We start from the raw sequence: 24,621 nt of genomic DNA on the forward strand, positions 1-24,621 counted from the left end.
AGCCCTTCTTCGAGTTACAGCGACGGGGTGGAGGCGCTCTACCGGGCGTCGGGGGAAAGCTCTGAGGTGAAAGCGGCGAGAGCTTGTCCCCGATCGGCCTAATCGAACCTCGGTATCCCGAGTGACTYCGCTCCTGCGCTGGGCAGCCGAGAACGTCAGGCTCTCGCCCGGGGAGGTCACCGTAGGGCAAACTGCCGATCGCGCGTAAAGCCTCACAAACGTCTTGTGAAATCTCACAAGACGTTTCAGACTTCGCATCATGCTCGATACCGCCTCTCCATTTGCGTCCGCCCCGACCGCCGAACCCCGGCTCGATGTCGCCACGCGGCGGCTGCGTCGAGCCATCGTCACCTGCGAGATCGCTCCGGGCGACTTTGTCCATGAGGCGGCGCTCGCCGATCGCTTCGGGCTGGGCCGCGCGAGCGTTCGCGTCGCACTGACCGAACTCGCAGCGGCGCGCTTCGTCAGCAGGCATGCTCGCCAGGGGTGGCGGATCGCGCCGATCGACGGAGCGCTGATTGCCGCAGTGCTGGACGGACGCCGCAGGCTCGAGCCTTCGCTGGCTGTGCACAAGCTGGCAGAACCCGCGCTCTCGACGGCGATGACCCTCCTGGGGACGATCCAATCTGTCTCAGGGCGGACCGAGCCTGCAGCGATTGCGACCGCCCGCGCCTCAGAGCGCCAGTTGCGCGATCTGCTCGCTGCCGCAGCAGGCGTCTTCGCCCGAGACTGGCTCGGCGGAATCTGGGATCATTCAGACCGGATCGTACGGATGCTCGATCTCCGCGGTCATGCCATCCCGCCGGCCGACCTCGACGAACTGGTCGCGGCGCTCAGGGCGGGTGATGCCGATCTTGCTGCACAGGCGATCGAGCGAGACCAAAGGCTTTTCGCCGATGCGATCGCCCACGGCTTTCTTGCGATGTCGGCGCAGCCGCCTCGGCCGCAAGCGCGTTCTGCCCGCCGACGCGGCGCGCGCCACCAGCCGCTCATCGCAGCCGATCAGCCGATCCCTTCATCGAAGGAGAAGCAGTCATGACCGTTGCCTGGCGGACCTATGCTCTCGCGGCAGCCTGTGCCGCGGTGCTTGCTCTGGGAAGCATCGCTCCGGCGCAAGCCTCGAAGGAGCGCTTCGTGGTCGACCTCGTGAACGAGCCGTCCTCGCTCGATCCGCAGGTCCAGTGGAACCCCGACAGCTACTACGTCTACCGCAACATCTTCGACAATCTCGTCACCCGCGACGACAAGGGCGAGATCGTCCCGCAGGTCGCGACCTCCTGGAAATACCTGTCGGACACCGAGATCGAGTTCGAGCTCCGCCCTGATATCGCTTTTCACGACGGCTCGAAGCTGACGGCCGACGACGTCGTCTACAGCGTCAAGCGCATCACCGATCCCAAATTCGGCAGCCCCCAGCTCGGGCAGTTCGATAAGATCACCAATGCGACGGCACTCTCGCCGACCAAGGTCAAGTTGACCACGGACGGCGCCTATCCGGCGCTGCTCGCCCAGCTCGTGAAACTCTCGATCGTTCCCAAGGCGATCGTCGAGACTGTGGGCAAGGACGCCTTCAACCTGAAGCCGGTCGGCAGCGGGCCCTACAAGTTGGAGAGCTGGCAGCGCGGCGTTGCCGTGACGCTTGTCCGCAACGATGCCTATTGGGGCGCCAAGGGCCCGTTCCCGACCGTGGTCTTCCGCGCCGTGCCCGACGGAGCGACACGGCTTGCCAACCTCCAGTCCGGCACCAGCGATTTCGGCGTAACCCTCGACGCCGACCAGGCCGGCCAGCTCAAATCCGCTGCCAAGGCGCAGGCGCTGATCGGTCTGACCGAGCGCGTCGCCTATCTCAGGCTCAACGCGTCGAAGCCGCCCTTCGACAACGTCAAGCTGCGCCTGGCCGCGGCTTATGCGATCGACAAGGAGGGGCTCGTCGACGGCCTGCTCGGCGGCTACGACAAGCCTGTCTCGCAATTGGGAACACCGGCAAGCTTCGGTTGGATCGAGGGTCTGACGGGCCCGACCTATGACCTCGCCAAGGCCAAGGCGCTGGTGGCAGAAGCTGGTCCCGCCGCCAAGGCAGAGATCGAGCTTGCGACCGCGCCGGTCTTCGATCAGCGCATCGTGCAGGCGATCCAGCAGCAGCTCGGCGATGCCGGCTTCACCGTGAAGATCGCGATGTCGGACATGGCGAGCTATCTCAAGCGCTCGCAGGCCGGCCCCGAAGGCACGTCGACGCTGAGCTTCGGGCGCTGGTCCTGCGCCTGCCAGGATGCCGACGGCACGCTCTTCCCGCTGATCCACAAGAGCAGCGGCTGGTCGGCTTATCGCAACCCGAAGGCCGATGCGCTGCTCGAGGAAGCCCGCCAGACCCTCGACAAGGAGAAGCGACTCTCCGCCTACAAGCAGGTCCAGGAGATCATCGCGGCCGACGCGCCCTTCGTGCCGCTCTATCAGGCCGCCGTCATCTATGGGGCAACCAAGAGCCTGAAATGGCAACCGACCCCGAATGAGAGCCTGTTCCTGAACCGCATGAGCTGGAGCGACTGACGACAGAGAGCGGCAGCCGAGCATGCCGCAGCTGCCAACGCCGGAAGGAGACCGGCGCCGCGAACATGAAACAGGGGACGGTGTCATGAAGAGAACACGCATAATTCTCGCTGGCGCGCTGCTCGCCACCTGCCTGGCTCTGCCGGGCGGCGCGGCCTTTGCCGCCAAGGAGCGCCTGACCATCGATCTCGTGGGCGAGCCGAATTCGCTCGATCCGCATGTCCAATGGAACCCGGACAGCTACTACGTCTACCGCAACATCTTCGACAATCTCGTCACCCGCGACGACAAGGGCCTGATCGCGCCACAGGTCGCGACCGCGTGGAAGCAGCTCTCCGACACGCAGATCCAGTTCCAGCTGCGCGACGACATCGTCTTTCACGACGGCTCGAAGCTGACCGCCGAAGATGTCGTCTTCAGCGTCAAGCGCATCACCGATCCCAAATTCGCCAGCCCGCAGCTGGGCCAGTTCGACAAGATCACCGACGCCGTCGCCAACGACGCCAAGACAGTGACGCTCACAACCAACGGCGCCTATCCGGCCCTGCTGGCGCAACTGGCCAAGCTTTCGATCGTACCCAAGAAGGTCGTCGAAACAGTAGGCAAGGATGCCTTCAATCTCGCACCCGTCGGCAGCGGCCCTTACAAATTCGGTGCATGGCAGCGCGGCGTCGCGGTGACGCTTGCGCGCAACGACGCCTATTGGGGCACCAAGGCGCCGTTCCCGAGCGTGGTCTTCCGCGCCATTCCCGATGCCGCGACCCGCGTCGCCAATCTGATGGCGGGGACATCGGATCTCGCTGCCAATCTCGATGGCGATCTCGCGGCCCAGCTCAAGACCTCGCAGCGCGCGATGCCCGTGCCGGTGCTGACCGAGCGCGTCGCTTATCTCGCGATGAACGTCCAGAAGGAACCGCTGAACGATCCGCGCGTGCGCCGCGCCATCGCCCAGGCGATCGACAAGCAGGCGATCACCGATGGCGTGCTCGGCGGCACCGAGAAGCCGCTGGCGCAGATGCTTTCGCCGGCCCATGAGGGATTCGTCGAGGGCATCAAGGATCTGCCGTTCGATGTCGCCAAGGCCAAGGCGGAGCTTGCTGCGGTCGGCCCGAAAGCCAGGCATGAGATCGCGCTGGTGACCGCGCCGGTCTACGACCAGCGCGTCGTGCAGGCGTTGCAGCAGATGCTCGTCGATGCCGGTCTCAACGTGAAGATCGAGATGACCGACATGGGCTCCTGGCTGAAGCGCATGCAGAGCGGGCCCGATTCCATTCCGGTTCTCGCCTTCAGCCGCTGGTCCTGCGGCTGCCAGGATGCCGACGGTGTGCTCTTCCCGATCCTGCACAGCGCCAGCGGCTGGGCCAATGCCAAGGACAAGACGATCGAGGACGCGCTCGAGGCCGGCCGCCAGACGCTCGACCCGGCCAGGCGGCTGGCCGCGTACAAGATCGTGCATGAGCGCATCGCAAGCGAGAATTACGTGATCCCGCTCTATCAGGCGGCGCAGATGTACGGCACCGCCAGGAACCTCGTCTGGACGCCGACGCCCAATGAAAGCATCTTCGTCAATCGCATGAGCTGGAAGGACTGAGCCTAGGTGCCCGGCTTCCTCCTGCAGCGCGCCGGACAGGCGCTCGTCACGATCCTGGGCGTGGCGACGCTGATCTTCTTCATCCAGCGGCTGACGGGGGATCCGACCTATCTCCTGGTGCCGGAGACGGCGACCAAGGCCGATATCGACGCCCTCCGCCACTCGCTGGGCTTCGATCGGCCGCTCTTCGTCCAGTATCTCGGCTTCCTCGCCGATCTCGCCCGTTTCGATCTCGGCCAGTCGGTGGTGCAGCGTGTGCCGGTGATCGACATCATCGCCTCGCGCCTGCCCTATACGCTGATGCTGGCGGGCGGAGCGCTGACGGTCGCCTGCGGCATCGGAATACCCGTCGGAATCCTGCTCGCGCTGTTCCGGGACAGCGCCGCCGCGAAGGTCGCCGCGGGCCTCGTGCTCGCCGCACAGAGCATGCCGACCTTCTGGAGCGGCATCCTCCTCATCCTGCTCTTCGCCGTCACCCTGGGCTGGCTGCCGCCCTCCTCGACGGGCGGCTTTTCCCATCTCGTCATGCCTTCCGTCGCGCTCGGGCTGCTTTCGATGGCGACATTCGCACGGATCACGCGGGCGGCGTTGATGGAGGAACTGACCCGCGACTATGTCCGCACCGCGCGCGCCCGCGGCGTCGGGCCTACGCGCCTGCTTCTGCGCCATGTCGCGCGCAACGCGGCAATCCCGATCATCACCGTCGCCGCGCTCGAGATTTCGAACCTGCTTGCCGGCGCCGTCATCGTCGAGACGGTTTTTGCCTGGCCCGGTCTCGGCCAGGTCACGGTGCAGGCCATCCTCGCCCGCGACTTCCTGGTGGTGCAGGGCGTCGTCATGCTGGGAGCCCTCGTCACGGTTGGGCTCAACCTGCTTTCGGACTTTCTCTACAGCATCGTCGATCCGCGCATCGCCCTGGGGGCCGGGCGATGAGCGACCCGGCTCTTCCGCAGCCCCGCCGCCGTTTCCCGCTGAAACGCTGGTGGCCGATCGCCGTCCTCGCGCTGTTCGTCATGGCCGCGCTCTGCGCGCCTCTGCTCGCACCCTATGACCCCAATGTTCAGAACCTGGTCGGGCGGCTGAAGCCTCCGGGGACCGTCTCGCGCAGTTTCCATTACTGGCTGGGGTCGGACGAACTCGGGCGCGATCTCCTCAGCCGGATCATCTATGGCACGCGCGTTTCGCTGCTCGTCGCGGTGCTGTCGGTCTTGCTTTCAGGGGTCGTCGGAACTGCGCTCGGGCTTGTCGCCGGCTATCGGCGCGGCTGGGTCGAAACGGCGGTCATGCGCATCGCCGACGTCTTCCTGTCCATCCCGGCAGTGCTTCTCGCCATCATCACGGTCGCGGTGCTCGGCCCCGGCCTAGTCAACGTCGTCCTGGTGCTCGCCCTCACGCGCTGGCCGCGCTATGCCCGCGTGGCGCATGCGCAGACACTGGCCACGGCCGGCATGGCTTATGTCGAGAATGCCGTGCTGGCGGGTGCCGGCACGCCGCGTATTCTCTTTCGGCACATTCTGCCCAACATCGCGGGCACGCTGATCGTCGTGGCGACCCTGGAATTCGGCCTGATGGTCCTGTTCGAGGCCGGCCTTTCCTTCCTCGGCCTCGGCGTGCAGCCCCCGACCGCGAGTTGGGGTTCGATGCTTTCCACTGGCCGCAACTACGTCGCAACCGCCTGGTGGGCCGCCACTCTGCCCGGGCTTTGTCTGTTCGTGCTGGTGCTCACCGTCAACCTGACCGGCGACGCCGTGCGCGACCGTCTAGACCCCCATTTTCGCTGAGGACCGGACCATGTTCGAGGACATCAAGGGCAAGCGCGCACTCGTCACCGGAGCCTGCGGCGTGATCGGCCAATGGATTGCGGAGACGCTTCACCAAGCCGGTGCGACCCTGGCGTTGACCGACGCCAAGGGTAATGAACTCTCGGCCTTCGCCGAGACGCTGGGGCTGAGCGGCGAGAGTTTCTGCAAGGCGGCCGATCTCACCGACGAAGCTTCGATCAAGGAGCTGACGGCAGAGATCGGAACGCGCTGGGGCGCCGCCGACATCCTCGTCAACAACGCCGGAATCTACCCCAGTGCCTTCCTGCTGGATACGTCGACCGAAGAGTTCGACCGCATCTTTTCGATCAACCTGCGCGCGCCCTTCATCCTGAGCCGCGAGCTGGCGACGCAGATGGTGCGCAAGGGCGTCAAGGGATCGATCATCAACATTTCGTCCGGCGCCTCGCGCAAGATGCGGCGGACGGCCACCGTCTATTCCACCTCGAAAACAGCGCTCGACCGTCTGACCAAGGGTTTTGCCGTCGAGCTCGCCGAATACGGCATCCGCTCGAACGCGCTCGAGCCTGGTTTTGCCGCCGGAAGCACGGTCAGCAATCTCTCCGAGGCGCATATCCGCAATACCATCGCGCAGATCCCGCTCGGCCGCCCGTCCTCGCGCGAGGATGTCGGCAATGCCCTGCTGTATCTCGCCAGCGACGCGTCGTCCTATGTCACCGGCGCGACGCTGACGGTCGATGGCGGTGGCTCGGCCGGTACGCTCGCAGTCCACCAGGACAAGAAGAGCGCGCTGTGATGAACCCGACCACCTTGTCACCGGCAACCTTCCCCAACGCCGGTTATGAATGGCCGCAGGGCAAGAGCAGTGCCTTCTGCTTCACCGTCGATGTCGACGCCGAGAGCCCCTATCAATGGAGCCTGCCGACGGATGCCCCGCAGACGCTCGGCCAGATCGAGCAGCGCCTGTTCGGCCCCCGCATCGGCATCTGGCGCATCCTCGACCTGCTCGACCGCTACGGCATCAAGGCGACGATGTTCGTGCCGGGGCTGGTCGCGAAGAACCATCCCGAATTGCTGCCGGCCTTCGTCGCGCGCGGCCACGAGATCGGCCTGCACGGCTATTTCCACGAGCTCGCGACCGAAGCCGGACCTGAGGAGTTCGCCAGCGCGCTCGATGAATCGCTGGCGCTGTTCAAGAGCCAGGCCGGTATCGTCCCGACCGGCTTTCGTTCGCCGGCCTGGGAGATGACGCCGTTCATGCTGGCCGAGATCAAGCGGCGCGGCCTCTACGATTCCTCGCTGATGGGTTTCGACCACCCCTACACCATCGACGGCGTCACGCAGGTGCCGGTGCTTTGGGCCGTCGATGACGCCATCTATTTCCGCTTCACCGGCAGCCCCACGGACAAGGCACCGCCCTCGCCGCAGGGCGGCATCCTCGAAGCCTGGCTCGATGAGTGGCATGTGCTGCATCGCGAGGGCCGTATGATGATGCTGACGATCCATGACTGGATCTCGGGCCGGGCCGGCCGCGTCCGCATGCTGGAAAAGCTGCTCGATGTGATCACCACCTCGCCGGGCACCTGGATCGCGACGGTCGGCGAACTCGCGGCGCATCATGCCGCCAGCGCCAATGCCGGGCGCTTCAGCGTGCCGTTGCGTCTGCCCGAGGCGAGCGCGCCCCATCGCTTCAAGGCGCCGCGCTGATGCAGACCTTCGCCATCCAGCGGCCCGCCGTGCATTCGGCTCACGGCCTTGTCGCGGCCCAGAACCGCCACGCGGCGCAGGCCGGCGCCGATGCGCTGTCGCGCGGTGGCAATGCGATGGATGCGGCCGTCGTCGCCGCGCTGGTGCTCAGCACCGTCGAGCCCTGGCTCTCGGGCGTCGGCGGCGGCGGCTTTCTGGTCCATGCCGATGGCGCGACGGGAGCGACCGAGACACTCGACTTCAACGTACGCTCGGCCGCCGGGCTCGACCCGGCCGATTATCCGCTTGCCGATGCCCAGGCAGGGAACTGGTTCAGCTGGCCCTCGGTCGTCGGAGACCGCAACGTCTCCGGCTATAGCTCGATCTGCGCACCCGGCGCGATCGCCGGGCTTGCCGCCGCGCTGGAGCGTCATGGCTCGATCTCCTGGGAGGAAGCGCTCCAGCCTGCGATCGAGCATGCCGAGCGCGGTCTGGAAATCGACTGGTATGCCGCGCTTTGCATCGCGATCGAGGCGCCGGGCCTTGCGCGCGACCCCACGCTCTCGGCTATCCTGCTCGACCAGGGCCACGGCCCGAAGGCCGGCGCCGACACAAGGCGCTTCAAGCCGATGACGCTGAAGGCCAAGTTGTTGCGCCGGCTCGCCAAGGCGGGAGCGCGCGACTTCTATGAAGGCGAGAGCGCCGCGTTGATCGCAGGCGATCTCGAAGCTGGCGGTTCGCCGCTGCGCGCCGGCGATCTCGCCTCCTATGGGGTGGTCTGGGCTCCGGCGCTGACCGGGCGCTATCGCGACTTCGACATCGCGGCGGTGCCTGGCCTGAGTGGCGGGCCGACTTTCTTCGACGCAGCGGAACGACTTGCCAGCGGCCCACTGTCCCGCGAAACGTCACCGGCCCGGACGGCCCTTCTCTATGCAACAGCCATCCGCCAGGCCTATGAAAAGCGCCTGACCACGCTCGGCCACGCCGCGACGCCGCAGGCCGGATGCACCTCGCATGTCAGCGTGGTCGACCGCACGGGCACGATGGTTTCGCTGACCAACACGCTGCTCTCGCGCTTCGGCGCCAAGGTCGCCCTGCCTCGGGCCGGCATCATCATGAACAACGGCATGATGTGGTTCGACCCGCGCCCGGGCCAGCCCAACGCCGTCGCGGCCGGCAAGAAGCCGCTCGCCAATATGTGCCCGCTCATTCTGAGCCGGGCTGGCCGCCCCGTGCTTTCGATCGGCGCGGCCGGCGGCCGCACCATTTTCCCGACGATCCTGCAGTTGATCTCCGGCATGGTCGATTTCGGACTGTCGCTGGAGGAGGTTTTTCACCGCCCGCGCCTCGACGCCTCGACGCCACGCATCAAGATCGACGCCCGCGCCGAGGCTGACGTGGCGGCGACCGTCGCCGGCGCCTTCCCCGTCGAGGTCGTCGAGGACACGTTGTATCCCGTGAATTTCTCGATCCCCTCGGCCGTGATGGCCGCCGAAGGCGGCTTCGTAGGCATGGCGCATCCGACCAGTCCCTGGGCAGGCGTGGCAGCGGCCTCGGCATAAACGAGGCCGTCCTCACCGTGCCGGTGCAGGCATCCGCCAAGGGTCAACGCCAGCAGCGCAGCTGCGAGACAAGAGGACCGCCTACAGGTCGCGAACGGAAGTCAGGCGGAATCTCGGCACTGCGTCCGGGCGACTGGCCATCGTCGGCTCATGGTGCGATGCCGACTCGCGCATTTGACTTCATCTCGCCTGCGACGATCGCGCCGAGTGCCGGCAGGAAGCCGTCATCCTCGGCGATCGCCTCTCCCTTGGCGAAGACTGTGAGGATGAATTCCTGCCCGCCCGGCAGAATGGCGCGCAGGGCATCATGGCGGCGGAAATCGGCGCGCTCATCGCCGAGCCAGCGCGTGCGCCCGGCCTTCGACCAGATCTGCGTGCCTTCGGGCATGCCGCCGGCGAGGTAACCTTGAACCTGATAGGCACCGCGGCTGACGAACGAACTCGCGAGATCGCGTGCGAGCAGGCCGCGGACCTTGTCCCGCCCGGTCTCGCTCAGCACCGAGCCATGGAAGATCTCGTGCATCAGCCGGGCCATGGCGATCGGCGTCAGCGCATTGTGGCCGCCGGGAGAACGGTCGAGGCCGATCTTCTCGCGGCCATAGCGGAGATCGTCCATCAGCTTCTGGTTGAGGTTGATGTCCTTCAACTCAGGCCAGCCGAGTTGGGCGAAGAAGCGATTCACCGCTTCGCGACGCTCGCACCACGCGGCAATGTCCTGTTCGCCGAGCAGGGTGTCACCCGTCGTCTGCGTGAACAGGTCGATGATGTAATTCGTTGCCGAATTGGACGACCACAGGATCATGTCGCGCATGGCGCGGTCGAGTTCCTCGTGGGCGCTGAGTTGTCCCGATTCCAGTGCGGCCTGCGCGGCGACGACGAAGAAGACTTTCACGAGCGAGCAGGGATAGCTGCGCCATTCAGGGCGCAAGGCGGCGCCTTTCGGCCGCTCGCCATCCCGACCCGGCCGCAGCAGGACGTAGCCGAACTGCTCGCTTGGGACGCCCCGCGCTCCGAAGGCGGTCTCGGCCTTGTCGGTGATCAGCGATCCAATGCGCTGCAATTCCGGATCGTCGTCGAAGAAGCTCATGGACCACCTGTGAAAGGCCGATGGAGACAAGGAGGGTTCAGCCCTTGGGCCGCAGCGCGGTGTCGAGGCCCTCGCCGATCAACGCGAAGGTAACGCCGGTGTAGATGATGGCGAGCCCGGGGAAGGTTGCGATCCACCAGGCGTCGAACAGGAACTGCCGGCCATCCGAGATCATCAGCCCCCATTCCGGCGTCGGCGGCTGGATGCCGAGGCCGAGGAAACTGAGCGAGGTAACCGCGAGGATGGTGAGCACCACATCCGCCATCGCATAGACGATGGCAGGGTTGACCGCATTAGGGAGGATATGGGCGGTGACGATCCGCGGGGTCGAGCAGCCGAGGCTGCGCGCCGCCTGCACGAATTCGAGATTGCGCAGCACCAGAACTTCGCCCCGCACGATGCGGGCGAAGGAAATCCAGTTCACCAGGAGGAAGGCGAGATAGAGATTGGCCTCGCCCGGGCCGAGCACGCCGACGATGGCGATGACGAGGACATAGAACGGGAAGGCCCAGAAGATATCGGTGATGCGCATGATGAAGGTGTCGACGCGTCCGCCGATGAAGCCCGAGATCGCGCCGATCACGACGCCGAGAATGGCCGGCGCAATGACGCAGATCAGCGCCACTTTGAGATCGACATAGCCGCCGGCCAGCACGCGCGAGGCAACGTCGCGGCCGAGGTCGTCGGTGCCGAACCAGTTGGCGAGGGAGGGCTGCTGCAGCGTGTTGCCGTAGTCGATCTCGAAGGGATCATGCGGCGTCCAGATCTGGCCGAGCGCGACGCAGGCGCCGAGCAACGCGAGCATGGCGAGCCCGACCGACAGGCTCGGATTGGAGCGGAGGCGATTCATCGGCTCACTCCAGCCTGATGCGCGGATCGGCGAGCGCATAGGCGAGATCGGTCGCCAGATTGATCAGCACCACGAGGACGGCGAAGACGATGGTGAGCCCCTGGATCAGCGGATAATCGCGGGCGAAGATCGACTCGACGAACAGCGAGCCGAGGCCCGGCAGCGCGAAGACGGTCTCGATCACCACGGTGCCGCCGATCACCCAGCTCGTATGGGCGCCGAGCACGGAGATCGAGCTGATCAGCGCATTGGGCAGCACATGGACGCCCATCAGCCGTCCCGTGCCCGCGCCCTTGGCGCGCGCGGTGGTGACGTAGTCGGAGCCGAGCACGCCGAGGATGGCGCTGCGCAGGCTGCGGATTGTCAGGGAGGCCGTGGCAAGCGCGATAACGAGAGCTGGCAAAGTCGTGTGATGCAGACGAGAGAGCAGGTCGTCGCCATAGCCCGAGGTCGGGAACAAGGGCAGCCAGATCGCGAACAGGATGACGAAGATCAGCCCGAGCCAGAAGGAGGGCATCGCGATCACGATGGTGAAGGCGAGCTTGATCGCCAGATCGACGGGTCCGCCACGCCGCATCGCCGACCAGAGGGCCAGCGGCACGGTCATCAGCACGGCAAGCGTCGTCGAGTAGGCGACGAGCCACAGCGTTGCCGGCAGCCGCTCGAGCACGAGTTGCATCACAGGCCGGGCATGCACGACCGAGCGGCCGAGACTGCCCGAGCCGATATCGGCAAGGAAGAGCAGGTATTGCCGCCATAGCGGCAGGTCGAGGCCGAGCCGCTGCTTCATCAGCGCGATCTCCTCGGCGCCGCCGCGCGCGCCGAGAAGCAGCGTCGCGGGGTCGCCGGGAAGGGCGCGCAGCAGCAGGAAGCAGGCCAGCGTGATGCCGAAGAGAACCGGCACCAGCTGGACGAGGCGCTTGACGATATAGATGAGCATGGCGGGCAGGAAGACGGGCGCGCAGATGCCCTTCCCTTACTTCAGCTTGACGTCCTCGAGGCGGAAGTTCGAGGTCGGCAGAACCTCGAAGCCCTCGACATTGCTGCGATAGGCATAGGAGGTGCCGGGATAGAACAGGAAGACCGAGGGCGCGCCGTCATGGGCGAGCTTGATGATCTCCTGGAACATCTTGCCGCGCTCCGGCCCATCCCCCGTCACGCGCTCCTTGTCGTAGAGCTCGTTGACGCGCTCGCTCTTCCATTCGGTGTGATAGGCGTTCGCGCGCTCGGGATTGACGAGCAGGAAGCCGACGAGCTGGTCAGGGTCGATCGTGTCGCTGGTCGCATAGGCGACGGCCATCTCGTAGTCGCCCGCCTTGGTCGTGGTCCAGTGCGTGCCGCCCTCGACGAGGCGGATATCGGCGGTGATACCGATCTGCTTCAACGCAGCCTGCAGGGCCTGGCCGAGCTGGCGGTGCAGCGGACGGCTGGAATCGACCAGCAGCGAGGTCTTGAAGCCGTCCTTGTAGCCGGCTTCGGCCAGCAGCGCCTTGGCCTTGGCGAGGTCGTGCGGGTAGGGCTTCAGGCCGGCATCGGCATAGGCCATCGGCGGCATCGGCGAATTCGAGACCTTGCCGGTTTCGTAGAGCAGCGCCTTGACCAAGCCGTCCTTGTCGATCGCGTAGTTCAGCGCCTGCCGCACGCGAAGATCGTCGAACGGCTTCTTCCTGGTGTTCATCAGCATGAAATCGGTGCGGAAGACATTCGCGACCGCCGTCTTGATCTTGCCGTCGCGCCCGAGCGCCTGGAGCTGGTTGAGCGGAATGTCGATGGCGGCGTCGACCTCGCCGGCCTGCAGCTTCAGGACGCGGCTGTTGCCTTCCGGGATGACCATCAGCTCGGCACCGTCGAGGTCGGGCTTGCCGGCCTGCCAGTAATTCGCATTCTTCTTCAGCGACAGGCCCTGGCCCTTGTTCCAGGCTGCCACGGAAAAGGGGCCGCTGCCGATCGGCTTCTCGAAGAACTTGTCGCCGGCCGCCTCGAACGCCTTCTGCGGCAGGATCGCGGAAGAGAACAGCGCGAGGTTGTTGAGGAGCGGCGTGAACACCTTCTTGAGCTTCAGCACGACGGTGCGATCGTCCGGCGTCTCGATCACGTCGATGCCGGAGAAGAAGCGCTTCCAGCTCGATGCGTCGCTTCCGGCGCGCTTCAACGAAAAGGCGACGTCGCCGGCCGTTACCGGTGTGCCGTCCGAGAATTTCGCCTGGCGCAGCTTGAAGCTGTAGGTCATTCCGTCGTCGCTGACCTTCCAGCTCTCGGCCAGACCGGGTTCGAGCTTCGTCGCGTCCTTGCTGGGTCGCAGCAGCGTGTCGAAGATCAGGAGCTGTGCGTAGATCGAGGCGTTGTCACTGGTTGCGATGGGATCGAGCGAAACCAGATCCTGCGTCTGCGCCAGCCGCAACGTGCCCTTGGCGAGAACGATGGAGGGCGCGGCCATGAGAGCCGGGGCGCTGAGCGCCAGCGCGAGCGCGCCAGCCGAAATCATCGAACGAAGCTTGGTCATACCGATCCCCTGATTCCTTGGCCGCTCTGCGTCGGCGGTTTGCATCCTTCCATGAGCCATCCTATTCCTGCCAATGAAACATTCGGCAGGTTTACCAACCAAGCGGAATAGAGATGAAACTCGGCTCGCTGCTCGCGATCGATGCGTTCGTGCGGCTCGGCGGAACTGGCGAGGCGGCGCAGGGCCTCGGCATCAGCCAGTCGGCGGTGATCAAATCGCTCAAGCAGGCCGAGCAGGAGCTGGAGCTCAGCCTCGCCACGACGATCCAGGGCCGGCTCGTGCCGACGCCGGAGGCGCAGCTCCTGGTGAGGCATGCGAAATCCCTGTTCGGCGTGCTCAAGCGCGCGCGGCACGAGGCGGACATGATCCGGGTCGGCATGGCCGATCGCTTGCGGGTGGCGACGGTGCCGGGCCTTGCGCACAGCATCTTGCCGCCGGCGATCAAGCAGACCCGACGCAGCCTCGACGAGGCCGCGGCCGTCGAGATCATGTTCGATCACGTCCGCGAGCATCTCGATGCGGGCGAAGCCGATCTCGGCATCTCCTATGGACCGATGTCGCGCGAGACGATCGCGGATGTGGCGCTGCGGCGCAGTCCCCTGGTCTGTGTCCTGTCGCCCGAACATCCGCTTATTGCACGCGCAACCATTTCGCGCGGTGATCTCGATGGCGCCCGGCTGATCAGCTACGGTCCGGATGGCGTGAGCGCCCGCGACAGCTTCCAGGAGGCTCTCAGCGGGATAGGGCTGGCGGATCGCATCGCGATCACCGTCCGCCATACCGACACCGCCTGCCATCTGGCGCGCGAAGGCGTTGGAATCGCGCTCGTCGATGGCTTCGTCATCAGCAGCAATCTCGTCGAAGGGCTCGCCGTGCGCCCGCTCGAGGCGAGTCCTCTGGTGACAGCCTATGCCCATCATCGGCAGGGCGTTGCGCTCGACCGCGCGGCGCGGGTGCTGCTGGCGCATCTGCAGGAGAATCCGCAGCAATGACGCAATTCACGCCCGCACACGCCGCCGTCCTGCGCGCCGTCCATCGTTGCGGCACGACGGTGGAGGCCGCACGCCAGCTCAACCTTACGCAGTCGGCCATCAGCAAGATCGTCGCGCGGAGCGAGACGAGCCTGGGCGTCCTCGTCTTCGAGCGACGCGACGGCCGTCTGACGCTGCGCGCCGAGGCCAGCGCCCTGATGGCGGCCCTCGATTCCGTCGAGCAGGAATGGCTGGGCTTGCGCAACGTCGCAGTGCGGCTGCGTGCCGGCCAGGAGACGCCGCTGCGCATCGCCTCGACACCCAGTATCGGCCATGGCGTCATTGCGCGCGCTCTGGGCCGGCTGACGAACGAATACTCGCAGGCGCGTGTCGAGCTGATCATGGGCGACGCGCCCACGGAACTAGCGCTCGGCACGGCCGATCTCGGCTTGATGTTCTCCCCGCGCGTGACCGACGACATCGCGCTGACACCTCTTGCCGGAGGAGAGATCATCGCTTTGGTCCGGACGGGCGATGCCCTTGCAAAGCAGGGCACGGTCAGCCTGCATGACCTCAGGGCGCGTCGCCTGATCTGCTTCGATCGCGAGAAGTCGCCGCTGGGCTGGCTGATCGCACAGGCCTATGAGAGGGAGGGGCTCGAATATGCACCTTTCATGACGGTTCCCTACAGCATCTCGGCGGCGCATCTCCTGGCCGGACCTGGCGACGTGACGTTGATCGACAGCCTGCTGACGCAGGCGCAGCGTTTCGACGGGCTCGTTCAGCTTTCGGTTGAGCCTCATATTCCCATAACGATCTGCCTCATGACCGTGCGCAGCAGGCCGCTCTCTCGATTGGCCGCCCGCTTCGTAGAGATCGTCCGGGAACGCTGATGATACGGGGCGCCTGGACGGTGTCGGTGGAGATCGCTCGGTGCGATCAAAAACCGCCGGCAGATTGGGTGGACCGGTGGTGCTGAAGCTGACGCGTGCCGTGTTCCCCGCCTTGACCGTCAGTCCCACGGAAGAGCGGCCGGTGGCATTCACGGGCGCCAGCCCCTTCGTCTTCGATCGGCATCGCCGATAACACCATCGGATCCTTCCGTTTCCAACGAACGCGGAAAGCTGGAACACAGCCGCGAGATCGGAAATGGAGACCAAGATGACCAATCAGGACACGAACCCGCGCCGCATCCTTATCGCGGGAGGAAGCTCCGGCATGGGCTTCGCCCTGGCGCGGCGGCTGATAGCGGCCGGCGACCATGTGACGATCGTCGGCAGGGATGCTTCCCGGCTCAGGCGCGCGCAGGATGAGCTCGGGGCCTCGCCGCTGCTCGCGGCACGGATGGCCGACATCACGTCCGAAGGAGAGGTGCGGGCATTGTTCGCGAACGGCGAGCCGCTCGATCATATCGTCTGTACGGCCGCGGATTTTACGGGCGCCTACGAAAGGCTGCCCGCGCTGGACCTGGATGCAGCGAGGCGCGCCATCGACAGCAAGATCATCGGCCCCATCCTGCTTGCCAAATACGGCAGCCCGAAGCTCGCTCCCAAGGGATCGCTGACCTTCACCTCCGGCATTGCCGCCTACCGGCCGATGGCCCGGGGAACGGTGGTCGCGACCATCAACGCGGCACTGGAAGGTCTCGTCCGGGCCCTGGCCGTCGAACTGGCGCCGGTGCGTGTGAATGCCGTATCGCCGGGCTGGGTCGACACGCCGATTTGGCAAGCCGTGGCGGGCGAACGGAAGGCGGAGGTTCTCGCCGGGATGGCGGAACGCCTGCCGGTCGGTCGCGTCGGTCAGCCGGACGATATCGCCGATGCCGTGGCCTTTCTCATCGGCAATGGCTTCACGACAGGCACGGTTCTTCACGTCGAAGGCGGTCATCGTCTCGTTTGAGAAAACGTCGCGCCCGCCCCGCCCGGGCCAGGAGAAGCGTGAGGCCGGGCGGCTGAACGCGCCGGCGGCGCCATACCATGTCGAGCGTCGCCGCAAGCTCGAATCCGGGCGATGGGATCGCGACGACGGCACCGCGCTCCAGCGCTTCCCGCGCCGCGATCCGGGGCGCGAGGGCATAGCCGCTGCCGGCCGCAACCAGACGCACGATGGCCTCGATGCTGCCGACTTCGGCGACAGGCCTTGGCGGCGTCAGACCGGCCCGGCGCCAGGCCTGATCGAACAGATGCCGGTAGACGCAGCCGGGCTCGGTCGCGATGAACGGCTGGGCAGCGAGCGCGTCCGGCCCCGATGCAGGATCGAACACGCTTCCTGCGGCCGGCGGTCCAATCATGACCAGCGGCTCCCGGGCAAATTCCCGCCGGGCGAGACGTTGATCCAGAGCGCCCTTGCGAAAGCAAAAGGCGATGTCGTTCGAGCCGTCGAGAAGGCGTTGCAACAGATGATCGCTGCCCGCCACCTCGACGCGTATCCGGAGTTCGGGCCGGTGTTGCCGAAGGTCCGCGAGCAGCGCCGGCAGAACCTCCCGGGCAACGGTTTCCAGCGCGCCTATGACCAGCGATCGATCGCCCGAGAGGCTCGCGCTCTTCACCGCGGCCAATGCGTCATCCGTCGTGGTCAGAATGTCCTGGGCATAAGGCACCAGCGCCTCGCCCGCGGTCGTGAGCCGAAAGCCCTGTCTGGAGCGCTGGAACAGGCGCACCCCCAGTTCATCCTCGAGGATCTGGATCTGGTCGCTTACGCTGGATTGGGCAAGGTTGAGCTCGCCGGCCGCCCGAGTCGCCGTCCGGCAACGCGCGACGGCAAGGAAAGTCTGGAGCAGGCGCGGGGTCATATTCCGCCAGCGTAGATCATGCCGCCTGCCGGCGCGATAACGAATCTCCGGCCGCTGGCATGGAACTTCGTGTCGCCCCGGGGCGCGCCGTCCTCAAGCGCGACGGAGCTTGAGGGGGGGTAGCATTCTCGACCTCTAGATCCGAACTTGTCCCCCATGAACCTTTCCGCCCCAAAGCCGTCGCCTCTGATTCTCGGTTCGAGTGCTGGAGGAGCGCGGCACATGCTCGAAGCCGCGCTCGTCCATGTCCCTCGTGGGGTGTCGCGAGCCCCCGCCAGCGAACGTCACCGAATAGGTATCCATTTTGGTCCGCCGGTAAACGCGGAATGCTCTGTCGGCGGCCTGCGAATGCGGCGCCTGCAGAAGCATGGCGATATCGATTTCGTTCCGGCGGGAGTCGACGGCGTCTGGGAGGACGATGCGGATTGCCGGATTCTGCGCTTGGGCTTTCATGCATCGCTGCTGGAACAGGTCGCTGCGGAACTCGGAAAGGATTCCGCAAAGATCGAGTTCCTTCCGCGGCTTCAGATTCGTGATGCGCGGATCGAAGCGATAGGTTGGGCCATCAAGGCGGATCTCGACGCTGATACGCCATCTGATCCGCTCTACGTCGATCTTCTCGCCAATGCGCTGGCGGTCCGGCTGATCGAAATCGCCACTGCCCGTCGTCATCACGCGGAAGGCTCGGATGGGCCGAGGTTGTCCGCGCGCCAACTGAGCATGCTGACCGAGTTCATCGAGGCTAATCTCGATCAGAAGCTTTTTCTCGCCGATCTGGCGGCAACGGTGGGGATCAGCTCGACGCGGCTCAAGTCCCTTTTTCGAAACAGCACCGGATCGTCTGTGCATCAGTACGTGATCCGTCGTCGCATTGAATATGCACGTGGGCTGATCGCCACGACGGCTATGCCGATCAGCGAAATCGCCCTGGCCACCGGCTTTGCGCATCAGAGCCATATGGCCTCGACGATGCGTCGCGTTTTGGGCCAGACTCCAGGCGAGATCGCTGGCCCCTCGCGCAAATTCCGGCCGAAATTGCAAGGATCGGCCTGAATCTGCGCGATGCCGCCTGCTCGATCGCCTAGCGTTGCGCATCGCAATCAGGGAATCGAGCATGCTCGCAATTGTCGGCGCGGCCGGAAAGGTCGGCTATTCAACCTCATTGGCGCTACGCGAGGCGGGCCTTCCGGTCAGAGCGATCCTGCGTGATCCGGCAAAGGCGGCGCGGCTCGCAGAGATCGGATGCGACGTTGCGCTGGCCGACCTGCAGGATTCCACAGCCCTTGCCGGTGCGATTGCCGAGGCGGAAGCCGTGCAGATCATCCTTCCGGTGTCGCCGCAAGCGATGAACACGGCCGGAGATATGCGACGATCGATCGAACGCCTCGTCGCCGCCCTGGAGCAGGCGCGCCCACAACGGGTGCTGGCAATCTCGGATTATGGCGCTCACGTCGCCCAGGACATCGGAATGCCTTCGATGTTCCGGACCTTCGAGGAGCGCCTCGGCCAATTCGCTGGCCAGAAGCTGTTCCTGCGTTCTGCCGAACATATGGAAGGCTGGGCGCGCGCGGTCCCAATGGCCATGGCGTCCGGTATCCTGCCCAGCTTTCACGATCCGGTCGACAAACCGCTTCCGATGATCTCTGCCCGGGATCTCGGCCGAATCGCGGCCGATTTGTTGTCGAGGCGTGCGACCCCGAAAGAGCTGGAGGTCATCCATGCCGAAGGAGCGCGCCGCTACAGTCCCAATGATGTGGCGGCGGCGCTGAGCCTGCTATTGGGCCGGCCGATTGAGGCTCGGGCCATCTCTCGCTCTCAACGGAAGGAGAGCTTGGAGCGCCTCGTGAGCGCGAGCGCTTCCGAGCTCCTGTTCAAGCTTTACGACGCCCACAGCAGAGGCAACCTGATAGAGATCGAGCCGAATGCCGGAGAACTCCGCCACGGGACGACGGAACTGGTCGACGCCCTGCGGGCACAATTGCCAAACGGCTCCCTGGCTACATAGGCGAAGGAGGCCGTGTCCTTCAGGGCTCCCGTCCATCGCGCCGCCGGATCGGAACGTGCCACAAACTCCGGCTTCGTTTCGCCGGCCGCGCCCCAGGCCGCTTCGTCGAGTGTCGTGATACTCGCGCACCGACCGGCGCGTCTGGGCTGGATCGTGCCCTGCTACGCCGGCGATGCTGCGTCGCCCTCACAAAACTTATCCCCGCCCCTAGCGCGGCGCCTATTCTCGGCCCACCTCATCCCCGAGGGGCAGCCATCCGGAGGCATGTCGTGTGGCGGGATGGGGTCGGCGCCTGCGGCTGGCCTTGCACGCCAGTCCCGGGAGGCTTCGGGGCACCGCTCTGGGGGTACTACGGCCCCTGCGCGAGGAGCTCGCTGGGAGGCTCGAAGGGAAAGGTTCTGCAACCCGAGACGCGACGAGGCCGGCATCGGACCGGGAAGTGCAAGCCACTTTTCGGGACCATCCGATGCACGAGACAAAGCGGAGCGCAGCGCGTTCCGTGCCGAACTGGCGTCGAGGCGAGCGGGACCGGAACCGGAGAGCCGTAGAAGCGCGGCCCGAAGTCTAGATGAGAACGCCGATAGGCGGAGCGCCACGGGGCGTGCGGAAGGTGGCTCAATCCTTCCGCGCCGCATCCTGGCTCGATGGAAGCGGCCCGATACCCCCGCGCCTCGCGGCGCTCCGCTGCCCCTCGAATTTTCAAAAACGTCTGCGCGCGAGCGCGGGCGGGGGAAGACGCGTGCGTGAACCGCGACAGAGAACCCCCTCCCATCCGGGAGAGGGGTTCCCGCGGCTCCTCGCGAACTCGGGAACCCCATCCGGCTCCAGATTACCGGGTTGAGCCGCGGTCGCCCAGGGATGATGGCTGATACGAGGCGGTTCCGCCTCCGGCTTGCATCCGCCGGCCGCAACGGCCAGTTTGGGCGCCGTCTGGATACGAGGCTGCGCAATGGCGCCGCGGGGGAAGCGGAATGGATCTGTCGGGCTACAATATCGCCGTCATCGTCGTCGTGGCCCTGGTCGTCCTGACGATCGCGCGCGGCGTCCGCACCGTTCCGCAGGGCTACAACTATACCGTCGAGCGCTTCGGTCGCTATTCCCGCACGCTCAGCGCGGGTTTGGGCCTGATCGTGCCCTATATCGACCGGATCGGGCACAAGGTGAATGTGATGGAGCAGGTCCTCGACATTCCCTCGCAGGAGGCGATCACCAAGGACAATGCCGGCGTGCGTATCGATGCCGCCGCCTTCTATCAGGTGCTCGACGCTGCCAAGGCCTGCTACGAGGTCTCCTCGCTGAACGACGCGCTGATGGTCCTGACGATGACCAATATCCGCACGGTGGTCGGTTCGATGGATCTCGACCAGCTTCTCTCGCATCGCGACGAGATCAACGAGCGGCTGCTGCGCGTCATGGACGCTGCCGCCTCGCCCTGGGGCGTCAAGGTCACGCGCATCGAGATCCGGGATATCCTCCCGCCCGCCGATATCGCCGGCGCGATGAACCGGCAGATGAAGGCCGAGCGCGAGAAGCGCGCTGCCGTGCTCGAGGCCGAAGGCCTCCGGCAGGCCGAAATCCTCAAGGCCGAGGGCCAGAAGCAATCGCAGATCCTCGCCGCCGAGGGCCGCAAGGAGGCGGCGCTGCGCGATGCCGAGGCCCGGGAACGGCTGGCGCAGGCGGAAGCCGCGGCCACCGCCATGGTCTCGGAGGCGATCAGCAAGGGCGACATCCAGGCCGCCAATTTCCTGATCGCCGAGCGTTATACCGATGCGCTGAAGGCGATCGCGACCGGCCCCAACAGCAAGGTCGTGATCGTGCCGATCGAGGCCGCCGCGCTCGCCGGCACGGTCGGCGGCATCGCACAGCTGACCAAGGCGGTCTTCGGAGAGGACGCCGTCGCGGCCCGTCACGGTCCGGGGACGGTTCCGGCCTCGGGCCGGACCAGCGGCTGAGCCCGTCATGCCCGATTGGCTCACGACCCATAGCGGCTGGCTCTGGGTAATCCTCGGCCTCCTCCTCATCGGCGGGGAGATGCTGGCGCCCGGCGTCTTCCTGATTTGGCTCGGCCTCGCCGCGCTCATCACCGGCGCGATCGTCGGCATTGCCGGCCTCGGCTGGCAGGCGGCCGGAATCGTCTTCGCGATCCTTGCGGTCGCCTGCGTCGCCGCGGGGCGCATGCTGACGCGCCGCCGGAGCGAGGAGCCCGACGCCGCGACCGGTCTCAACGATCGTGGCCGGCAGCTAATCGGCAAGGTCTTCCGGCTGGAGGCGACGATGACCGGCGGCGAGGGGCGCATCCGCGTCGGCGATTCCTCCTGGCGGGTCATCGGGCCGGAGCTGCTCGCGGGCAGCGAGGTCAAGGTGGTGCGCGTCGACGGCGCGACGCTCGTGGTCGAGAAGGCGTGACGCCGCGCCGCGCTTTCGCGGCGCATTCGAACCGAAAGCGTTTGCCTCCCGCGCCATCAGGACTATAGCAACCGCTCCTTCACGAGCGCAGCAGCCATGACCAGCCCCAGCGAACGCCTTTCCCTTCCGAAGGACCGCATCAAGGTCCTGATGCTGGAAGGCATCAATGATTCCGCCGTCGAGCTGCTGCAGCAGGCCGGATATGCCAATCTGGAGCGGCTGCCGAAGGCGCTCGATCGCGATGCGCTGCTCAAGGCGATCCAGGGCGTGCATGTCCTCGGCATCCGTTCGCGCACGCAGCTCACCCCGGAAATCTTCGCCGCCGCCGACCGGCTCTTCGCCGTCGGCTGCTTCTCGGTCGGCACCAATCAGGTCGATCTGGAGGCGGCGCGCCAGCGCGGCGTGCCGATCTTCAACGCGCCCTTTTCCAACACACGCAGCGTCGCCGAGCTGACGATCGGCGAGATCGTCATGCTGCTCCGGCGGATTCCCGATCGCTCGCGGTCGGCGCATGAGGGCGGCTGGGACAAATCGGCCAACGGCTCCTTCGAGGTGCGCGGCAAGACGCTCGGCATCGTCGGCTACGGCAATATCGGCAGCCAGCTTTCGACGCTGGCCGAGGCGATGGGCATGCGCGTGGTCTATCACGATCACACCGACCGGCTGCGCCACGGCAACACCGAGCCGACGACGAGCCTGAACGCCCTGCTCGAGGTCGCCGACATCGTCTCGCTGCACGTGCCGGAGACGCCGCAGACGGCGGGCATGATCGGCGCGGCCCAGGTCGCGGCGATGAAGAAGGGCGCCTATCTCATCAACAATTCGCGCGGCACCGTCGTCGATCTCGACGCGGTCGCGGCGGCGCTGAAGAGCGGGCACCTTGCCGGCGCGGCGGTCGACGTCTTCCCGGTCGAGCCCGCCTCCAACGCCGAGCGCTTCGTCTCGCCGCTCCAGGGCCTGTCGAACGTGATCCTGACGCCGCATATCGGCGGCTCGACCGAGGAGGCGCAGGAGCGCATCGGCGCGGAGGTCGCGCGCAAGCTCGTCGATTATTCCGACGTTGGATCGACCGTCGGCGCGGTCAATTTCCCGCAGGTGCAGTTGCCCGCGCGCGCCATCGGCACGCGCTTCATCCATGTCCAGCGCAATGTGCCGGGCATGCTGCGGCGCCTAAACGACGTCTTCGCCAGCCGCCAGGTCAACATCGCCGCGCAGAATTACCAGACGGACGGCGAGGTCGGCTATGTCGTGATGGAAGCGGACGGGGTGTCGATCGACGAGGCGCGCGACATCCTCCGCGAGCTTCGCGCCCTCGACGGCACGATCCGCGCCCGCCTGCTTTACCAGCGCGATTGAGCGTCAGGTCTTCTTCGCCTTGGCGCCGGGCTTGATCGGCGTCTGTATCGCGACGGGGTCGCTGGCGGGGAAGGTGTCCTTCAAGGCCCGGTTGAGTTCGGCATCCTTGCCGTGCTCGCGCGCGTATTTGCGCTGCTCTTTCTGCTCCTGACGCAGGCTTTCCTTGGCGGGATTGGCCGTTGTCGTCATGGTCGGTCTCCTTCGGCGTGGATGGCTTGTAGGAGCAACGCGGCAGAGCCGAGCCCGTTCCGCCAGAACGCCAGCGCAGGCGCGCCATGAGGAAGCGGGCGTGCCTCTGGACCCGGGCATGCAGCCTTCCCATCTGGTGAAGCCACGTCTTCCCGCCGGCTTTCCTCCCGGCGCCAGCCAGCAGGACCCGCCATGGTCGCGATCTCCGTCCTCGATCTCGTTCCCGTCGTCGAAGGGGAGGGACCGCGCGAGGCCCTGCTGAAGTCGATCGATCTCGCCCGCCATGCCGAGAAGCTCGGCTACAACCGTTACTGGGTGGCCGAGCACCACAACATGGTCGGCATCGCCAGCGCGGCCACGTCGGTGGTGATCGGCCAGCTCGCAGCCGCCACCAGCACGATGCGGATCGGCGCCGGCGGCATCATGCTGCCGAACCACGCCCCGCTCGTCATCGCCGAGCAGTTCGGCACGCTGGAGGCGCTTTTCCCGGGACGCATCGATCTCGGCCTCGGCCGGGCGCCCGGCACCGACCAGCTGACGCTGAGGGCGCTGCGCCGCAGCCCGATGTCGTCCGACAGCTTCCCGCAGGATGTGCTGGAGCTGCAGGCGCTGTTCGCCCCGGCAGGACCCAACCAGGCGATTCGCGCGGTGCCGGGGGAGGGGCTCAACGTGCCGCTCTGGATTCTCGGTTCGAGCCTGTTCGGCGCGCAGCTCGCGGCGGAACTCGGCCTGCCCTACAGCTTCGCCTCGCATTTCGCGCCGGATGCGCTGATGCAGGCGCTCGCGGTCTATCGCGAGCGCTTCAAGCCGTCGGAGCAGCTGCAAAGCTCCTATGCGATGCCCGGCATCAACGTGGTCGCCGCCGAGACCGACGAGGAGGCGCGCCATCTGGCGACCTCGCTGCAGCAGCGCTTCGTCGGCATGGTCCGCGGTGCGCGCGGCAAGCTCCAGCCGCCGATCGACGATATCGAGCAATACTGGTCGCCGGCGGAGAAGGCGCATGTCTCGCAGATGCTGCGCTACGCTTTCATCGGCTCGCCCGAAACGTTGAAGCGCTCGCTCGGCGCCTTCGTGCGCGAGACCGGCGCAGACGAGATCATGATCACGGCGCCGATCTTCGACCATGAGAAGCGCAAGCGCTCCTTCGAACTCGTGGCGGGAATTGCGTCGGAGTTCGGCAGGGTGCGCGGGGCAGCCTGAGGCTGCGCAGCCAGTCGTCGGGCTGCATGATGTTGCGCAACACGCGCAACATGTTTGCTTCTGCGATGAAGATGCATTTGCAATAAAAATGCAAAT

At 66.1% G+C, this 24,621-nt stretch carries 23 protein-coding genes and 1 pseudogene; 17 read left to right on the forward strand and 7 right to left on the reverse strand.

Annotation, left to right across the window (positions count from 1 at the left end):
• Window positions 1–259 precede the first annotated feature (259 nt).
• The 8 genes from AC1DVA_RS19800 to AC1DVA_RS19835 all read left to right on the forward strand — a co-directional run bounded on the left by AC1DVA_RS19800 (window position 260) and on the right by AC1DVA_RS19835 (window position 9,167).
• Entirely contained in the window at window positions 260–1,039 is a 780-nt protein-coding gene (locus AC1DVA_RS19800) for a GntR family transcriptional regulator (protein WP_476806983.1), read from the forward strand.
• Window positions 1,036–2,547 carry an ABC transporter substrate-binding protein gene (locus AC1DVA_RS19805; protein ID WP_476806984.1) on the forward strand — a complete coding sequence of 504 codons (1,512 nt, stop codon included), beginning with the start codon at window positions 1,036–1,038 and terminating at the stop codon, window positions 2,545–2,547. Before AC1DVA_RS19800 ends, AC1DVA_RS19805 begins: the two co-directional genes overlap by 4 nt.
• A gap of 85 nt (window positions 2,548–2,632) precedes the next feature.
• On the forward strand, window positions 2,633–4,138 hold the full coding sequence (locus tag AC1DVA_RS19810; RefSeq protein WP_476806985.1) for an ABC transporter substrate-binding protein: 1,506 nt from the start codon (window positions 2,633–2,635) through the stop codon (window positions 4,136–4,138).
• Window positions 4,139–4,144: 6 nt separating this feature from the next.
• Window positions 4,145–5,071, forward strand: coding sequence for an ABC transporter permease (locus tag AC1DVA_RS19815; RefSeq protein WP_265050655.1), 927 nt, complete (start codon window positions 4,145–4,147; stop codon window positions 5,069–5,071).
• Window positions 5,068–5,919 (forward strand): ABC transporter permease, encoded by an 852-nt coding sequence (locus tag AC1DVA_RS19820; protein WP_265050654.1) that lies wholly within the window; start codon window positions 5,068–5,070, stop codon window positions 5,917–5,919. Before AC1DVA_RS19815 ends, AC1DVA_RS19820 begins: the two co-directional genes overlap by 4 nt.
• Before the next feature lie 10 nt (window positions 5,920–5,929).
• Window positions 5,930–6,715, forward strand: coding sequence for an SDR family NAD(P)-dependent oxidoreductase (locus AC1DVA_RS19825; protein WP_476806986.1), 786 nt, complete (start codon window positions 5,930–5,932; stop codon window positions 6,713–6,715).
• Window positions 6,715–7,626 carry a polysaccharide deacetylase family protein gene (locus tag AC1DVA_RS19830; RefSeq protein ID WP_476806987.1) on the forward strand — a complete coding sequence of 304 codons (912 nt, stop codon included), beginning with the start codon at window positions 6,715–6,717 and terminating at the stop codon, window positions 7,624–7,626. Before AC1DVA_RS19825 ends, AC1DVA_RS19830 begins: the two co-directional genes overlap by 1 nt.
• A complete protein-coding gene (locus AC1DVA_RS19835; protein WP_476806988.1) occupies window positions 7,626–9,167 on the forward strand; it encodes a gamma-glutamyltransferase in 1,542 nt (513 codons plus the stop codon). The genes AC1DVA_RS19830 and AC1DVA_RS19835 overlap by 1 nt, the downstream gene beginning before the upstream one ends.
• A 148-nt stretch (window positions 9,168–9,315) precedes the next feature.
• Here AC1DVA_RS19835 and AC1DVA_RS19840 read toward each other — a convergent pair whose 3' ends face one another.
• Genes AC1DVA_RS19840 through AC1DVA_RS19855 form a run of 4 tightly spaced genes read right to left on the reverse strand, consistent with a single transcriptional unit; the run spans window position 9,316 to window position 13,607 of the window.
• Window positions 9,316–10,254, reverse strand: coding sequence for a serine hydrolase (locus AC1DVA_RS19840; RefSeq protein WP_476806989.1), 939 nt, complete (start codon window positions 10,252–10,254; stop codon window positions 9,316–9,318).
• 37 nt (window positions 10,255–10,291) lie between these two features.
• The gene (locus AC1DVA_RS19845) at window positions 10,292–11,104 is read right to left on the reverse strand and encodes an ABC transporter permease (RefSeq protein ID WP_265050649.1); all 813 of its coding nucleotides are present in this window, start codon (window positions 11,102–11,104) and stop codon (window positions 10,292–10,294) included.
• A gap of 4 nt (window positions 11,105–11,108) precedes the next feature.
• Window positions 11,109–12,044: an ABC transporter permease gene (locus tag AC1DVA_RS19850; protein ID WP_265050648.1), complete on the reverse strand. Its 936-nt coding sequence runs from the start codon at window positions 12,042–12,044 to the stop codon at window positions 11,109–11,111.
• Between the two features lie 36 nt (window positions 12,045–12,080).
• The gene (locus AC1DVA_RS19855) at window positions 12,081–13,607 is read right to left on the reverse strand and encodes an ABC transporter substrate-binding protein (protein WP_476806990.1); all 1,527 of its coding nucleotides are present in this window, start codon (window positions 13,605–13,607) and stop codon (window positions 12,081–12,083) included.
• A 113-nt stretch (window positions 13,608–13,720) separates the two neighbouring features.
• On the opposite strand from AC1DVA_RS19855, the gene AC1DVA_RS19860 reads away from it, so the two are divergent.
• The 3 genes from AC1DVA_RS19860 to AC1DVA_RS19870 all read left to right on the forward strand — a co-directional run bounded on the left by AC1DVA_RS19860 (window position 13,721) and on the right by AC1DVA_RS19870 (window position 16,477).
• Window positions 13,721–14,599: a LysR family transcriptional regulator gene (locus AC1DVA_RS19860; protein ID WP_476806991.1), complete on the forward strand. Its 879-nt coding sequence runs from the start codon at window positions 13,721–13,723 to the stop codon at window positions 14,597–14,599.
• Window positions 14,596–15,471 (forward strand): LysR family transcriptional regulator, encoded by an 876-nt coding sequence (locus AC1DVA_RS19865; RefSeq protein WP_476806992.1) that lies wholly within the window; start codon window positions 14,596–14,598, stop codon window positions 15,469–15,471. Before AC1DVA_RS19860 ends, AC1DVA_RS19865 begins: the two co-directional genes overlap by 4 nt.
• A gap of 268 nt (window positions 15,472–15,739) precedes the next feature.
• Entirely contained in the window at window positions 15,740–16,477 is a 738-nt protein-coding gene (locus AC1DVA_RS19870; protein WP_476806993.1) for an SDR family oxidoreductase, read from the forward strand.
• Here AC1DVA_RS19870 and AC1DVA_RS19875 read toward each other — a convergent pair.
• Window positions 16,428–17,369 carry a LysR family transcriptional regulator gene (locus AC1DVA_RS19875; RefSeq protein ID WP_476806994.1) on the reverse strand — a complete coding sequence of 314 codons (942 nt, stop codon included), beginning with the start codon at window positions 17,367–17,369 and terminating at the stop codon, window positions 16,428–16,430. The genes AC1DVA_RS19870 and AC1DVA_RS19875 overlap by 50 nt on opposite strands.
• Before the next feature lie 222 nt (window positions 17,370–17,591).
• Here AC1DVA_RS19875 and AC1DVA_RS19880 point away from each other — a divergent pair, with 222 nt between their 5' ends.
• Together AC1DVA_RS19880 and AC1DVA_RS19885 are read left to right on the forward strand one after the other, a co-directional pair.
• Window positions 17,592–18,422, forward strand: a complete 831-nt coding sequence (locus AC1DVA_RS19880; protein WP_476806995.1) for a helix-turn-helix transcriptional regulator — start codon at window positions 17,592–17,594, stop codon at window positions 18,420–18,422.
• 61 nt (window positions 18,423–18,483) lie between these two features.
• Window positions 18,484–19,374, forward strand: coding sequence for an NmrA family NAD(P)-binding protein (locus tag AC1DVA_RS19885; protein ID WP_476806996.1), 891 nt, complete (start codon window positions 18,484–18,486; stop codon window positions 19,372–19,374).
• Here AC1DVA_RS19885 and AC1DVA_RS19890 read toward each other — a convergent pair.
• Window positions 19,371–19,530 (reverse strand): annotated as a pseudogene (locus tag AC1DVA_RS19890) (IS5/IS1182 family transposase); the annotation flags it as partial. The gene AC1DVA_RS19885 and the pseudogene AC1DVA_RS19890 sit on opposite strands and share 4 nt — an antisense overlap.
• Window positions 19,531–20,345: 815 nt before the next feature.
• Here AC1DVA_RS19890 and AC1DVA_RS19895 point away from each other — a divergent pair.
• The 3 genes from AC1DVA_RS19895 to serA all read left to right on the forward strand — a co-directional run bounded on the left by AC1DVA_RS19895 (window position 20,346) and on the right by serA (window position 23,136).
• The gene (locus AC1DVA_RS19895) at window positions 20,346–21,326 is read left to right on the forward strand and encodes an SPFH domain-containing protein (RefSeq protein WP_476806997.1); all 981 of its coding nucleotides are present in this window, start codon (window positions 20,346–20,348) and stop codon (window positions 21,324–21,326) included.
• Between the two features lie 7 nt (window positions 21,327–21,333).
• Window positions 21,334–21,780 (forward strand): NfeD family protein, encoded by a 447-nt coding sequence (locus AC1DVA_RS19900; protein WP_476806998.1) that lies wholly within the window; start codon window positions 21,334–21,336, stop codon window positions 21,778–21,780.
• A 96-nt stretch (window positions 21,781–21,876) separates the two neighbouring features.
• The gene (gene serA, locus AC1DVA_RS19905) at window positions 21,877–23,136 is read left to right on the forward strand and encodes a phosphoglycerate dehydrogenase (protein WP_265050638.1); all 1,260 of its coding nucleotides are present in this window, start codon (window positions 21,877–21,879) and stop codon (window positions 23,134–23,136) included.
• 3 nt (window positions 23,137–23,139) lie between these two features.
• Here the strand turns inward: serA and AC1DVA_RS19910 are convergent, their stop codons facing one another.
• Window positions 23,140–23,325: a hypothetical protein gene (locus AC1DVA_RS19910; protein ID WP_476806999.1), complete on the reverse strand. Its 186-nt coding sequence runs from the start codon at window positions 23,323–23,325 to the stop codon at window positions 23,140–23,142.
• 192 nt (window positions 23,326–23,517) lie between these two features.
• On the opposite strand from AC1DVA_RS19910, the gene AC1DVA_RS19915 reads away from it, so the two are divergent.
• Entirely contained in the window at window positions 23,518–24,525 is a 1,008-nt protein-coding gene (locus AC1DVA_RS19915) for an LLM class flavin-dependent oxidoreductase (RefSeq protein WP_476807000.1), read from the forward strand.
• Window positions 24,526–24,621 lie beyond the last annotated feature (96 nt).

The sequence above is a fragment of the Allobosea sp. P4_C6 genome (assembly GCF_056402015.1).

What these genes read in the sequence shown, in the direction of transcription:
- AC1DVA_RS19800 (WP_476806983.1), top strand. Translation starts at nt 260, where the DNA reads ATGCTCGATACCGCCTCTCCATTTGCGTCCGCCCCGACCGCCGAACCC.
- AC1DVA_RS19805 (WP_476806984.1), top strand. Translation starts at nt 1,036, where the DNA reads ATGACCGTTGCCTGGCGGACCTATGCTCTCGCGGCAGCCTGTGCCGCG.
- AC1DVA_RS19810 (WP_476806985.1), top strand. Translation starts at nt 2,633, where the DNA reads ATGAAGAGAACACGCATAATTCTCGCTGGCGCGCTGCTCGCCACCTGC.
- AC1DVA_RS19820 (WP_265050654.1), top strand. Translation starts at nt 5,068, where the DNA reads ATGAGCGACCCGGCTCTTCCGCAGCCCCGCCGCCGTTTCCCGCTGAAA.
- AC1DVA_RS19825 (WP_476806986.1), top strand. Translation starts at nt 5,930, where the DNA reads ATGTTCGAGGACATCAAGGGCAAGCGCGCACTCGTCACCGGAGCCTGC.
- AC1DVA_RS19830 (WP_476806987.1), top strand. Translation starts at nt 6,715, where the DNA reads ATGAACCCGACCACCTTGTCACCGGCAACCTTCCCCAACGCCGGTTAT.
- AC1DVA_RS19835 (WP_476806988.1), top strand. Translation starts at nt 7,626, where the DNA reads ATGCAGACCTTCGCCATCCAGCGGCCCGCCGTGCATTCGGCTCACGGC.
- AC1DVA_RS19840 (WP_476806989.1), bottom strand. Translation starts at nt 10,254, where the DNA reads ATGAGCTTCTTCGACGACGATCCGGAATTGCAGCGCATTGGATCGCTG.
- AC1DVA_RS19845 (WP_265050649.1), bottom strand. Translation starts at nt 11,104, where the DNA reads ATGAATCGCCTCCGCTCCAATCCGAGCCTGTCGGTCGGGCTCGCCATG.
- AC1DVA_RS19850 (WP_265050648.1), bottom strand. Translation starts at nt 12,044, where the DNA reads ATGCTCATCTATATCGTCAAGCGCCTCGTCCAGCTGGTGCCGGTTCTC.
- AC1DVA_RS19855 (WP_476806990.1), bottom strand. Translation starts at nt 13,607, where the DNA reads ATGACCAAGCTTCGTTCGATGATTTCGGCTGGCGCGCTCGCGCTGGCG.
- AC1DVA_RS19860 (WP_476806991.1), top strand. Translation starts at nt 13,721, where the DNA reads ATGAAACTCGGCTCGCTGCTCGCGATCGATGCGTTCGTGCGGCTCGGC.
- AC1DVA_RS19865 (WP_476806992.1), top strand. Translation starts at nt 14,596, where the DNA reads ATGACGCAATTCACGCCCGCACACGCCGCCGTCCTGCGCGCCGTCCAT.
- AC1DVA_RS19870 (WP_476806993.1), top strand. Translation starts at nt 15,740, where the DNA reads ATGACCAATCAGGACACGAACCCGCGCCGCATCCTTATCGCGGGAGGA.
- AC1DVA_RS19875 (WP_476806994.1), bottom strand. Translation starts at nt 17,369, where the DNA reads ATGACCCCGCGCCTGCTCCAGACTTTCCTTGCCGTCGCGCGTTGCCGG.
- AC1DVA_RS19880 (WP_476806995.1), top strand. Translation starts at nt 17,592, where the DNA reads ATGCTCGAAGCCGCGCTCGTCCATGTCCCTCGTGGGGTGTCGCGAGCC.
- AC1DVA_RS19885 (WP_476806996.1), top strand. Translation starts at nt 18,484, where the DNA reads ATGCTCGCAATTGTCGGCGCGGCCGGAAAGGTCGGCTATTCAACCTCA.
- AC1DVA_RS19895 (WP_476806997.1), top strand. Translation starts at nt 20,346, where the DNA reads ATGGATCTGTCGGGCTACAATATCGCCGTCATCGTCGTCGTGGCCCTG.
- AC1DVA_RS19900 (WP_476806998.1), top strand. Translation starts at nt 21,334, where the DNA reads ATGCCCGATTGGCTCACGACCCATAGCGGCTGGCTCTGGGTAATCCTC.
- serA (WP_265050638.1), top strand. Translation starts at nt 21,877, where the DNA reads ATGACCAGCCCCAGCGAACGCCTTTCCCTTCCGAAGGACCGCATCAAG.
- AC1DVA_RS19910 (WP_476806999.1), bottom strand. Translation starts at nt 23,325, where the DNA reads ATGACGACAACGGCCAATCCCGCCAAGGAAAGCCTGCGTCAGGAGCAG.
- AC1DVA_RS19915 (WP_476807000.1), top strand. Translation starts at nt 23,518, where the DNA reads ATGGTCGCGATCTCCGTCCTCGATCTCGTTCCCGTCGTCGAAGGGGAG.